This is a genomic window from Corynebacterium gallinarum (assembly GCF_014837045.1).
GTDB lineage: Bacteria > Actinomycetota > Actinomycetes > Mycobacteriales > Mycobacteriaceae > Corynebacterium > Corynebacterium gallinarum.
Genome location: NZ_JACSPR010000015.1, coordinates 42,085 through 53,243, shown reverse-complemented (window position 1 = coordinate 53,243; position 11,159 = coordinate 42,085). Strand labels below are relative to the sequence as shown.

At 64.3% G+C, this 11,159-nt stretch carries 11 protein-coding genes; 1 reads left to right on the top strand and 10 read right to left on the bottom strand.

The features are described 5' to 3' along the window. Positions 1-381 precede the first annotated feature (381 nt). The 6 genes from tyrS to H9627_RS13875 all read right to left on the bottom strand — a co-directional run bounded on the left by tyrS (position 382) and on the right by H9627_RS13875 (position 6,065). A complete protein-coding gene (gene tyrS, locus H9627_RS13900) occupies positions 382-1,647 on the bottom strand; it encodes a tyrosine--tRNA ligase (RefSeq protein WP_191734613.1) in 1,266 nt (421 codons plus the stop codon). A gap of 36 nt (positions 1,648-1,683) precedes the next feature. After that, positions 1,684-1,863, bottom strand: coding sequence for a Trm112 family protein (locus H9627_RS13895; RefSeq protein ID WP_035110088.1), 180 nt, complete (start codon positions 1,861-1,863; stop codon positions 1,684-1,686). 10 nt (positions 1,864-1,873) lie between these two features. Further along, entirely contained in the window at positions 1,874-2,542 is a 669-nt protein-coding gene (locus tag H9627_RS13890) for a hypothetical protein (protein ID WP_318247805.1), read from the bottom strand. Then, positions 2,529-4,121 carry a VWA domain-containing protein gene (locus H9627_RS13885; RefSeq protein ID WP_191734612.1) on the bottom strand — a complete coding sequence of 531 codons (1,593 nt, stop codon included), beginning with the start codon at positions 4,119-4,121 and terminating at the stop codon, positions 2,529-2,531. The genes H9627_RS13890 and H9627_RS13885 overlap by 14 nt, the downstream gene beginning before the upstream one ends. After that, the gene (locus tag H9627_RS13880; protein ID WP_191734611.1) at positions 4,121-5,323 is read right to left on the bottom strand and encodes a hypothetical protein; all 1,203 of its coding nucleotides are present in this window, start codon (positions 5,321-5,323) and stop codon (positions 4,121-4,123) included. The genes H9627_RS13885 and H9627_RS13880 overlap by 1 nt, the downstream gene beginning before the upstream one ends. Positions 5,324-5,441: 118 nt before the next feature. After that, positions 5,442-6,065, bottom strand: a complete 624-nt coding sequence (locus tag H9627_RS13875; RefSeq protein WP_191734610.1) for an NAD(P)-dependent oxidoreductase — start codon at positions 6,063-6,065, stop codon at positions 5,442-5,444. Between the two features lie 124 nt (positions 6,066-6,189). On the opposite strand from H9627_RS13875, the gene H9627_RS13870 reads away from it, so the two are divergent. Further along, a complete protein-coding gene (locus tag H9627_RS13870; protein ID WP_191734609.1) occupies positions 6,190-6,576 on the top strand; it encodes a winged helix-turn-helix transcriptional regulator in 387 nt (128 codons plus the stop codon). A gap of 285 nt (positions 6,577-6,861) precedes the next feature. On the opposite strand, the gene argH is transcribed toward H9627_RS13870, so the two are convergent. From argH to argF, 4 genes are all read right to left on the bottom strand, one after another. Beyond that, positions 6,862-8,295, bottom strand: coding sequence for an argininosuccinate lyase (argH, locus tag H9627_RS13865; protein WP_191734608.1), 1,434 nt, complete (start codon positions 8,293-8,295; stop codon positions 6,862-6,864). Positions 8,296-8,355: 60 nt separating this feature from the next. Further along, positions 8,356-9,561, bottom strand: a complete 1,206-nt coding sequence (locus H9627_RS13860; RefSeq protein ID WP_191734607.1) for an argininosuccinate synthase — start codon at positions 9,559-9,561, stop codon at positions 8,356-8,358. Between the two features lie 88 nt (positions 9,562-9,649). Continuing rightward, complete coding sequence (locus H9627_RS13855) at positions 9,650-10,183, bottom strand: arginine repressor (protein ID WP_191734606.1); 534 nt, start codon at positions 10,181-10,183, stop codon at positions 9,650-9,652. 11 nt (positions 10,184-10,194) lie between these two features. Beyond that, positions 10,195-11,151, bottom strand: coding sequence for an ornithine carbamoyltransferase (gene argF, locus H9627_RS13850; protein WP_191734605.1), 957 nt, complete (start codon positions 11,149-11,151; stop codon positions 10,195-10,197). Positions 11,152-11,159 lie beyond the last annotated feature (8 nt).

Genomic DNA, 11,159 nt, shown 5'->3' with positions numbered 1-11,159 from the left:
ATGACCACCCCAACCTTGGTTGGGGTACGACAAACATAAAAATAAATGGCACACTATTGAGTTCTCAAACAACATTCACATGCTCGACCGGGGTAATCTTTTGGTTGATTTCCGCTCTCAGCAGCTGAAGATTCACTATATTGCGTTCCGTTTAGGAAGTCAACTTCGATTTCATCTCCTTGTCACCTCGGTTCAACCACCGTCTCCCGTTGGGATGTGGTAGCTGCTCGCTGCGACTTGAACTAATTTACACACGACCGCCAGAACCCACAAACCCGCAGGTCATGGCATTAAAGACCCGCCACAACATTGTTGGGCGGGGATCTTTTCGTCGCAAAGCGCACAAAAGCCCGGGAACCAATGAGGTTCCCGGGCTCTTACCTACTTGATCTTCACGCCGGCAAAGTTCTTCTTCCCCTTGCGCAGCACCAGCCACTGGCCGTGCAACAGATCGGACTCGGAGGGCTCCCAGTCATCAGCGGTGATTCGCTCGTTGTTCACGTACGCGCCGCCTTCAGAGATGGTGCGACGGGCCGCGCCCCTCGAATCGACCAGGCCGGAGGCGATGAGCAGATCCACGATGGTGCGTGGCTCGCCGGCCGGGATCTCGGCGACCTCAGTCTCGGACACCGACGCGGCGAGGGTCTTCTCATCCAGGTCGCGCAGCTCGGCGCGACCGAAGAGTGCCTGCGCGGCCAGCTCCACCGCGGCGGTCGCCTCTTCTCCGTGGACCAGGTTGGTCATCTCGCGTGCCAGGCGGCGCTGCGCCTCGCGCTTGAAGGGGCGCTCGGCAACCTCGACCTCGAGCTCATCCAGCTCCTCCTTCGTCAGGAAGGTGAACCAGCGCAGGTACCGGATGACATCGGCGTCGGCGGCGTTGATGAAGTACTGGTACCAGCTGTACGGGCTGGTCATCTCCGGATCCAGCCACAGGGAGCCGCCGCCGGTGGACTTGCCGAACTTCTTGCCCTCGGAGTCGGTGACCAGGGGCACGGTGATGCCGTGGACGGACTTGCCCTGGACGCGACGGTTGAGGTCCACGCCGGAGACGATATTGCCCCACTGGTCGCCGCCACCGACCTGGAGGGTGCAGTCGAAGCGCCTGTTGAGCTCCACGAAGTCATTGGCCTGCAGCAGCATGTAGGAGAACTCGGTGTAGGAGATGCCGTCTGTTTCCAGGCGACGCTTGACCGTGTCGCGCGCCAGCATGGTGTTCAGCGGGAAGTGCTTGCCCACATCACGCAGGAAGGTGACCACGGACATGTTATTGGTCCACTCGGCGTTGTTGACCAGGCGGGCGGCGTGATCGCCGTTGAAGTCGACGAAGCGGCTGAGTTGGTCGGAGATGCGCTCGGCCCACTCGGCGACGGTGTCGGCGGAGTTCATGGTGCGCTCCCCCACGTCACGGGGATCGCCGATCATGCCGGTGGCACCGCCGGCGAGCACGATGGGATTGTGGCCGGCCTGCTGGAAACGACGCAGCATGAGCAGCGGGACGAGGTGTCCGGCGTGCAGGGAGGGCCCGGTCGGGTCGAAACCGCAGTACAGGGTGATCGGTTCCTGGGTGGCCTCACGCAGGGCGTCGATATCGGTGGACTGGTTGATCAGTCCGCGCCAGCTGAGCTCGTCAATGATATTGGTGGTCATGATGGTGTGGGGTGTGTCTTTCTTGTCTGATTCCGATTAGGAGGAGGGGGTCCACTCGGTGGCCTCGTCGATGAGCAGCACCGGGATGCCGTCGTCGATGCGATAGGCCAGTCCGAGGCGTTCATTCACCAGGAGCTGCTCGCTCTCCAGATATCGCAGTGGGCCCTTGTCCTTGGGGCAGGCCAGGACTTCAAGAAGCTTCGGATCAAGACTCATGCCGAACATCCTACTTGGCCCCGGGCGCACGCTTATCGACGCCTCCCCCGTCGCCGCCATCGCCACTGTCCCCGCGTTCCCCGCGTTCCAGCGGTAGCTGGCCGAACTGCATGTGCAGGATCCGGTTGTGGTCCTCCAGGCGGTTGAGGCTGTTGCGGGTGATGGCGTCATAGATACTGTCCGCCTCCCCGCGCAGCAGATCAAAGGATCCGATGATGTCCCCGATGGCCTGGGCGTTGCGTCGATCCGGGATGGCCAGGTAGGCCTGCACCACCGACGGGATGTAATCGAGGATCATGGAGCGCACCGTCACCTGGTGTTCGGGGAAATCCACCAGATGCCCCCAGTTGTCCAGCACCCGCTCCAGAGCGTGTTCCAGCTCTGCCATGGAGCTGGAGACAGGCTCGGGCACCCGGGTGTCCAGCAACACCCTGCGCTGGTCATGTACGCGCTGCCTGAGCTGATCGGGCTGTACCAATTCGACCCGTGGTGCCCGGTCCAGTGCCGGGGTGGTGCGGGCCGGGGTGAGCAGCACACCCGCGCCGTAACCGGCCACCGCCACCAGGGGCCAGAACACCCCGAGTCCCGTCACCAGATGCACGACGATGATCAGGGTGGCCACGAGCATGCCCACGATGTTTTTGCGGGAGGTGAAAAACCCGCTGTTACTGGTAGGCACGGATCTCCTTGAAGGCCTCCTCCAGGCCACCGTTCATGGCATCGAAGGTCTTGCCACCGGTGAGCCCGGCGAGGTTCTCCATCTCGGTGATGTTGGCTTCGCCGTAGAGGATGACAAAGACGGGGATGCGTTTCTTCTCCGTCGGCAGCTCGGAGTACAGGCGCTGGAAGTGACCGAAGCTGAGGCCACTGGTCTGTTCGCCGTCGGTCATCAACACGATGGAGGGGATGGAGGCGCCGGTTTCCACCTCGTCATAGGCCTGGATCAGTGCGTCGTAGATGCCGGTTCCGCCCTCTGCCTGGAGAGCGACCACCCCGTCGACAAGCTCCTGTCGCTGCGGGCCGCCCACCTCATCCACCGTGGCGGTGATGGACTCCCCGGGGGAGAAATTGAATGGGATGATGGTGACGTTCTCCCGCTCGCGCAGCGAGACATCCCCGGTCAGCGAGGAGGCCTCACCGGAGATCATGTCCAGCATCGTCGAGCGCAGCAGTTCCATCCGTGTCCCCGCCATGGATCCGGACACATCCAGCACGAAGGTGGTGTTGCCGGGGACACGGAGGTCATTGTTGTAGGCGGCGATGAGGGCATCGGTCACCGTCCGGTCGCCGGGGAAGGGCTGCTCGATGACAAACGCCTGGGCCAGTTCCGGTGGCAGGATCGCCATGGGATCCACCGGGCGGCGGAAGGTGTCGGTGAGGTGTTCCGGGTGGTCCAGCATCCAGTCGGCGAGCGCCTCCACCTGCTGGGTTGCCTCCGCATCGGCGGTGGCCAGGGGTGTCAGTGGATAATCGGCGCTCACCACCCCGTCCGCGGGCACGACCACCCGCAGGCCGGCGTTATCCTCTGCGTTGATGGTGTGCAGGACGGATTCATAGTTGATCAGCGCGTTCGCGCGGTTCGGATCCCGGAGGAAGGCATCCTTCAACCACCCGGAGGACCCCGAGGTCATGGTCTGACCCGACAGGAAGGACCGCAGTTCAGGCGCCACCTCATCAACATCCTCCAGGGTCAGGGCCTGACCGGTGTCGGCATAGGCCGTGGCCACCGACACCAGGGCGGAGAACCCGGAGTTGGAGGTGGAGGGATCCGTCATGCCGAACGTGAGCTGCCCACTGGCAGCAGCCGAACCGATCTCAGCCCAGGTGGGTTGCCGGTCAGCCCACCCGAGGCGCCTGGCGTGGTCACCGGCGACCCCCAGCGCCACAGGCGAGGACGCGATCTTGGTGGCCTCACCCAGCTTGTCCGATGCCCCGATCAAGTCCACATAACGGTTGGTGGCAAACCAGGTGGCATCGACATCATCATCGAAATCCCCCTGTTTGAGCCGTTCGCTGTTCTCCAGCGTGCCGCCGGGAAACTCCAGCTCGATGGTGAAACCGAGGTCCCCGGAGGCCTGCTCCACCACCGCCTCCAGATCACGGAGTTCGGTGGCGGCGACGATGCGGAGTGGGTCGTCGTCAAGCACCACCGAGGGCACGCCGGAGGTCTCCGAGGTGGCGGTGTCCGTACCCTGGGCGCAACCGGCCATGACGACGGTGGACAGCACCAGGGCGGCAAGGGGTAGAAGGCTCTTCATCACTGTTCATCCTCCGGAGACGCGTCAGGCCCTCCCGCTGGGCTGTAACTGGCGGAGACCCCCTCGATGAGGACCTCCAGGGTGTCATAGTCGGGCGGGTCGATGCCCAGCACCTGGTCCGGGATGACGTCATCGACATCGAGGTCAGCCATCACGCGGGTGAACACCTGACCATCCTGGGGGCGGAAACCATGGCGCGCAGCCAACTCCTGCAGCTGCGGATCCTCTGCGAGAAGTCGACCCACCTCCGCGCCCTCCTCCGTCAAACCGACGGCGGTGTGCTTGGTGAACACCGTGGGATACGGATACGCCAGCACCTTCCCGTCACCGGGTTCAATGCGGCCATCCTCCGAGGCGAGCTCATTGAGGAACTGGGCCTCGTAGATCACGACCATCGGCTTGGACCCCATGCCCTGGGAGAGATAATCCGCAAACGGCCCGGCGGAGGTGGACTCGGTGTATCCCTGCCCCAGGAAGAACTGGCTGAGCTCCGGCACCAGGGCGGTGGCGTCTGGTGCGCCGACCACCACCGCGCCGTCATTGGCCGCCCACGATAATAGCGACAGATACATGGCCGCCGAGTTGGAGGTGCGCACATCCGTGGAGGACAGCTGCACCCGGCCCGGCGAGGGGAACTCATCCCCCAGATCACGCCACCGCGTCCCCTCCTGCGCCAGCTCAAGATAGGCCACCATATCGATGTACCAGTGGCCGTTTTCCTGCCGTGCCACACCCGCGCGCTCCAACATGGTGAGGACGGGCTCGAAGGTGGCCACCGCTATCGACGAGTTGAAGGGGGTGTACTCACCGGTGGAGGTGACCTTCTCCAGCAACTTCTGCGCGGCAGGTGCCGACGAGGGGAAAGCAAGATCAAACCCGGAGAGATCGGTGTCCGTGGCGACTCTCCGCGACCCCGCGGTGGTCACCTCCACCCGGTAACCGTGCTCTGCGAAGACGTCCCGGACCCCGGGGTCATCGAAGAACGCCTTCTTCTCCGACCCGATCACGGCCTGAACGGTGGTGAGATCCGACTGGTCGGACAGGTGGGCTGCAGCACTGTCATCCTGGCCGAAACCGGGGATGGTGATGGTCCCCCTCCCCGCCAGGACCGCCACCACAGCGAGGACCAGCAGGATGATGCCCAACACAACAGAAACACCCCTGCCACGATTTCTTCCGGATCGCGCAGAGGTGTCAGTCATGGCCTGATGGTAAGTGCGCCCACCGGGGCCCGCAACCGCTCGAAAAAATACTCCGTGCCTGGTTACACCCGTGGTGCTACACCCGTGGCACCACGGCTGGAGCCCGCACCGGCACCGGCTAGGCGTCCGCCACGGTGAAACGGGTGCGGCGGTGCGCCGGGCTCTCGATCTCATCCAGGACAGCCACTGCGAAGGTTCCGGTGGTCACCCTGTCCCCGGCCGGGGCATCGTCGGACAGCACATAGGATTCTGCCTTCTCACCAGGGGCGATCTCCGGCGACGGTGCCAGCATGACCCAGTCCAGGTCCTTGTCTGCGGAACGGTAGAGGTTGAGGACCTCCACGAAACTGCGTGGCTCGTCGGCGTACTCCTCGGGAATGACCCCGGCGTTGATCAGCAGGGTGCCGTCGGGCATCTCCAATCCACCGGCACCGCCCACGACAAAGATGCGGGAGGTGGGGGCGGCGGCGATGAGATCGGCGTGCGCCCGGATGACGGGTCCGAAATCACCTGTTTCCCGGCCGCCGGGCACAGAGATGACCAGCACGTCCGACTCCACTGCGAGGGCCATGACGGCGTCGGTGTCGGTGAGGTCGAGGGCCCTGTAGGTCACGCCCTGGACCGGGTTGCTGGCGACGCCACTCCGGTTGGTGCCGATGACCTCATGGCCACGCTCCTGCGCCTCACGGGCGATGGCGCTGCCGATCATTCCTGTGGCTCCGATGATGCTGATCCTGCTCATGGGGTTCTCCTTCTCTCAGGGGGTTGAATGGTGTGGCATCCACCCTACCTGATTACTAACTAAGGGTAAGTGTTTCACTTACTAGTGGTTAGCTTTGGCGCGGTCCGCGCGATAAGCTGGATCTATGAGCAACGCGTCCCCTCCCTGGAACCCCCACAGTGCACACTGCGCCAGCCGCGACCTCCTTAGCGCCGTCGGCGAGAAGTGGGCGATCCTGATCCTCACCTCCCTGGGCACCGGAGCAATGCGGTTCGGTGAGCTGGGACAGTCCGTGGAGGGAATTTCCCAGAAGATGCTCTCCCAACGCCTGCAGCGCCTGGTCGCCGACGGACTGGTCGAACGCACCATGTATAAGGAGATCCCACCCCGGGTCGACTATGAACTGACCCCCCTCGGCCGTTCGGTCCTCCCCCTCCTGCAGCTGCTCGTCCAATGGACCATCGGGAACATGGATCAGGTGGTGGACAACCGTGAGCGGGTCTCCGAGTCAGAGGATGAGCTCAAGGGTTGATCGTATTCGTTGGTTTGTGGGCTGGGCGTCGGCATAACCCCAGGACGCCCAACGCAAACCAACGAAAACGTTCATGCCCCCACTCCCCCACCGGGACAACCCAGCACACCCGTTGGCAAAAACTGTTGGTTTGTGGGGTGCGCGCCCGCAAAACCCCAGGAGCCTGCACACAAACCAACAGTTTTTGCCACACCCCGGCCCATAGAAAAATCCCCGGTATCTGAACCAACAATGGTTCAGGTACCGGGGATTTACGTCAGTTGACGTTTACGCAGCCAGGAAGACCTAACCCCGCACCGGGGTGGTCGCCCAGGCCAGATGGTCGGCATTGGCCTGGTTGATGCGGTCGCGCTGTTCGCTGACACGGACGCCGGCGGTGCCACCTCGGGTGGCGCGGGAGGCCACGGCGCCTTCGATGGTGAGCACGTCGCGGACCGCGGGGGTCAGTCGGGAATCCACGCCGGCCAGTTCCTCATCAGTGAGGTCGACCAGGCCCACTCCCCTGCCCTCGGCGATGCGCACGCAGGCACCGGAGGCTTCATGCGCCTCGCGGAAAGGCACGCCTTCGCGGACCATCCACTCGGCCAGGTCGGTGGCCAGGGTGAAGCCGGCGGGTGCGAGTTCGCGCATGCGGTCGGTGTTGAAGGTCAGGGTGGAGACCAGTCCGGTCATGGCCGGGAGCAGCAGGTTGAGCTGGGCGACGGAGTCGACGATCGGCTCCTTGTCCTCCTGCAGGTCACGGTTGTAGGCCAGGGGCTGTGCCTTGAGGGTGGCCAGGAGTCCCGTGAGGTTACCGATGAGACGACCGGTCTTACCGCGGGTCAGTTCGGCAACATCGGGGTTCTTCTTCTGCGGCATGATGGAGGATCCGGTGGACCAGGCATCGGACAGCACGATGTAGCCGAATTCCGGGGTGCACCAGGCGATGATCTCCTCGGCCAGGCGGGACATGTCCACGGCGATCTGCGCAAGCACGAAGGCCGCCTCGGAGGCGAAGTCACGTGAGGAGGTGGCATCGATGGAGTTGTCGGCTGCGGAGTCGAAACCGAGTTCCTCGGCGATGGCCTCCGGGTTGAGCTGCAGGGAGGATCCCGCCAGTGCACCGGAGCCGTAGGGTGATACCGCCAGGCGTTTGTCCAGGTCACGAATGCGCTCGAGGTCGCGCAGCAGCGGCTGGGCGTGGGCCTGGAGCTGGTGTGCCAGCAGGACTGGCTGGGCTGCCTGGAAGTGGGTCTTGCCGGGCATGATGGCATCGGGGTGGGCTGCGGCCTGGGTGGTGAGGGCGTCGACAAGCTCGGTGACGCCGACGGCGATGCCACGGACGGCGTCGCGCACCCACATGCGGAAGAGGGTGGCCACCTGGTCATTGCGGGAGCGGCCCGCGCGCAGGCGACCGCCGACCTCGGGGCCGACGCGGTCGATGAGGCCGCGTTCCATCGCGCCGTGCACATCCTCATCGGAGGGCAGCGGGCCGAAGGAACCATCGGCGACATCGCGGCCGAGCTGGTCCAGGCCCTCGAGCATGGTGTTCAGGTCGGCGTCGCTGAGCAGACCCGCGGAATGCAGGACCTTCGCGTGGGCCTTGGAGGCCAGCACATCATAGGGGGCGAGCACCCAGTCGAAATGGGTGGACACACTCAGGGCGAACATGGCCTCGGAGGGGCCGCCGGAGAACCGGCCACCCCACAGGGCACCTTCGTTGGTTCCGTGCTTTTCCACGCGTTGATCCTCTACTTTCCGTCGTGTCAGAAATATTCAGCAACCAGGGGCGAACAGGGCCTAGTTGTCGCCGGCCTCGCGGTCGCGCTTGTTGGCGATCTTGGAGGACAGGCCGTGCAGCTGGACGAAGCCCTTGGCTGCGGTCTGGTCGAAGGTGTCGCCGGTGTCGTAGGTGGCCAGGTTGAAATCGTAGAGGGAGGAACCGGAACGACGGCCGTTGACGGTGACCTTGCCTGCGTGCAGCACGAGGCGGATATCGCCGGTGACGTGCTCCTGGGTGGACTCGATGAAGGCATCCAGGGAGCGCTTCAGCGGGCCGAACCAGAGACCGTCGTAGACCTCCTCGGACCAGCGGGCGTCGATGCCGCGCTTGTACCGGGCCAGCTCACGCTCGATGGTGACATCCTCCATGGCCTCGTGGGCGGTGATGAGGATGATGGCACCCGGTGCCTCGTAGATCTCGCGGGACTTGATGCCCACGAGGCGGTCCTCGACCATGTCGAGACGACCGACACCCTGTGCGCCACCACGGCGGTTGAGCTCCTCGATGGCCTCGAGCATGGTGACCGGACGGCCGTCGATGGCGACGGGCTTGCCGGACTTGAAGGTGATGATGACCTCATCCGGGGCGTTGCCCAGGGCGGGATCCTCGGTGTAGGCGTAGAGATCCTTGGTCGGTGGGTTCCACAGGTCCTCGAGGAAACCGGTCTCGATGGCACGGCCCCAGACGTTCTGGTCGATGGAGAACGGGGAGGCTGCGGACTGCTCGATCGGGACGTTGTTCTCCTCGGCGAACTCGATGGCCTTGTCGCGGGTCCATGCGTAGTCACGTGCCGGGGCGATGATCTCCAGATTGGGGTCGAGGTCCATGAAACCGACCTCGAAGCGGACCTGGTCGTTGCCCTTGCCGGTGCAACCGTGGGAGACGTGGGTGCCACCGTGCTCCTTGGCGGCCTGCACGAGGTGCTTGACGATCAGCGGACGCGAGATCGCGGACACCAGCGGGTACTGCTTCATGTACATGCCGTTGGCCTTGATGGTGGGCAGGCAGTACTCCTCGGCGAACTCATCCTTAGCGTCGATGACGATGGATTCGACCGCACCGCAGTCGAGCGCACGCTGGCGGACGGACTCCATGTCCTCGCCACCCTGACCGAGGTCGAGGGAGACGGCGACAACCTCGCCGCCGGTCATCTTGGACAGGTACGGGATGGCGACAGAGGTGTCCAGGCCACCGGAGTACGCGAGTACGACACGATTGGTCATGAGTTTCTAGCTCCTTATTAAGTGAAAAGTTCTAAAGAATGTGAAGTTGTTCCCGGAAGGCACGCGGTACAGCTCGGATAGACCCGCCTCATACCTTACCTTCCGGCCCGCGGGCCCCGGCACGACCACCCAGTAGTTCGCCGAGGTCGCGTCCGGTCAGGGGTTCGCGGGCGAGGACGAAGACGGTGTCATCGCCGGCGATGGTGCCCACGACCTCCTTGAGGCCCACCCGGTCAATGAAACTGGCCAGGTACTGGGCGGCTCCGGGGGGTGTGCGCAGCATGGCGATATTGCCGGAGTGGTCGGTGGAGACCAGCAGTTCATCGAGCATGCGTCGCAGTTTCTCCTGGGGTCCGCGCAGGTCCTCGCCGATGGTGGTGTCCACCGGTCCGATCGCGTAGAACGCGCGTCCGCGGTCGGGGCGGACCTTGCGGGCGCCGAGTTCATCCAGGTCGCGCGACAGGGTGGCCTGGGTGATGTCGACACCCTCGTCGAGAAGCAGTTCGGACAGCTGCACCTGGCTGGTCACCCGCTGCCGGTTGAGGATCTGCACGATCAGCGCCTGGCGTGCGGTGCGGGTCACCGGGGCGCTTGTCGACGCCCGCCCGTCATCCATGCTCATGGAATCAGTCCTCAGCCCGGCTGGTTTTCCAGAAGCCACACCAGCAGTGCCTTCTGTGCGTGGAGTCGGTTCTCCGCCTCGTCGAACACGCGGGAGGCGGGTCCGTCGATGACGGAGGCCGACACCTCGCTGCCGCGGTAGGCCGGCAGACAGTGCAGGAAGATCGCATCGTCGTTGGCCCGGGCCATGATTTCGTCATTGACCTGGTAGGGCACGAACGGGGTGGTGCGGTCGATGCCGTCGTTCTCCATACCCATGGACACCCAGGTGTCGGTGATCACGACATCGGCACCGGCGACCTCGTCGAGGCTGTCGGTGACGGTCACGGTCGCACCGGTCTCCTGGGCACGTGCCCGGGCGCGGTCGACGAAGACCTGCTTCGGCTGGAACCCTGACGGGGCGATGATGGAGATGTCCATGCCCGCGGTGGCGAAGCCAATCATGTAGGAGTTGGCCATGTTGTTGTCCCCGTCGCCGAGGTAGACGGCCTTCTTCCCCTTCAGCCCCGCAGGGCCCTGCTCGGGGCTGAGGTTCTCCACGATGGTCTGCAGGTCCGCCAGGATCTGGCAGGGGTGCAGGTCATCGGTGAGCGCGTTGACGATCGGCACGGTGGCGGTCTCTGCCATGTCGGTGAGGTTGGACTGGGCGTAGGTACGCCAGACGATCGCCTCGACATAACGGGACAGCACAGCACCGGTGTCCTGCAGGGTCTCCCCCTTGCCCATCTGGGAGCTGCCAGAATCCACCACGATGGCATGCCCACCAAGGTGCGCGATGCCGGCGTCGAAGGAGAAGCGGGTACGGGTGGAGGTCTTGTCAAAGAGCACCGCCACCGACAGTGGCCCCTCCAGCGGACGCTTGGCCAGCGGGTTCTTCTTCAGCTCGGCGGCCAGGGTCAGGACCTCGGCCTGCTCGGCCGGGGTGAGGTCATCATCGGCGAGGAAATGCCGAACATTCAGGTTGGTCATGTTTCAAG

What these genes read in the sequence shown, in the direction of transcription:
- H9627_RS13860 (WP_191734607.1), bottom strand. Translation starts at nt 9,561, where the DNA reads ATGACCAATCGTGTCGTACTCGCGTACTCCGGTGGCCTGGACACCTCT.
- H9627_RS13855 (WP_191734606.1), bottom strand. Translation starts at nt 10,183, where the DNA reads ATGAGCATGGATGACGGGCGGGCGTCGACAAGCGCCCCGGTGACCCGC.
- H9627_RS13875 (WP_191734610.1), bottom strand. Translation starts at nt 6,065, where the DNA reads ATGAGCAGGATCAGCATCATCGGAGCCACAGGAATGATCGGCAGCGCC.
- argF (WP_191734605.1), bottom strand. Translation starts at nt 11,151, where the DNA reads ATGACCAACCTGAATGTTCGGCATTTCCTCGCCGATGATGACCTCACC.
- H9627_RS13870 (WP_191734609.1), top strand. Translation starts at nt 6,190, where the DNA reads ATGAGCAACGCGTCCCCTCCCTGGAACCCCCACAGTGCACACTGCGCC.
- H9627_RS13880 (WP_191734611.1), bottom strand. Translation starts at nt 5,323, where the DNA reads ATGACTGACACCTCTGCGCGATCCGGAAGAAATCGTGGCAGGGGTGTT.
- tyrS (WP_191734613.1), bottom strand. Translation starts at nt 1,647, where the DNA reads ATGACCACCAATATCATTGACGAGCTCAGCTGGCGCGGACTGATCAAC.
- H9627_RS13885 (WP_191734612.1), bottom strand. Translation starts at nt 4,121, where the DNA reads ATGAAGAGCCTTCTACCCCTTGCCGCCCTGGTGCTGTCCACCGTCGTC.
- H9627_RS13895 (WP_035110088.1), bottom strand. Translation starts at nt 1,863, where the DNA reads ATGAGTCTTGATCCGAAGCTTCTTGAAGTCCTGGCCTGCCCCAAGGAC.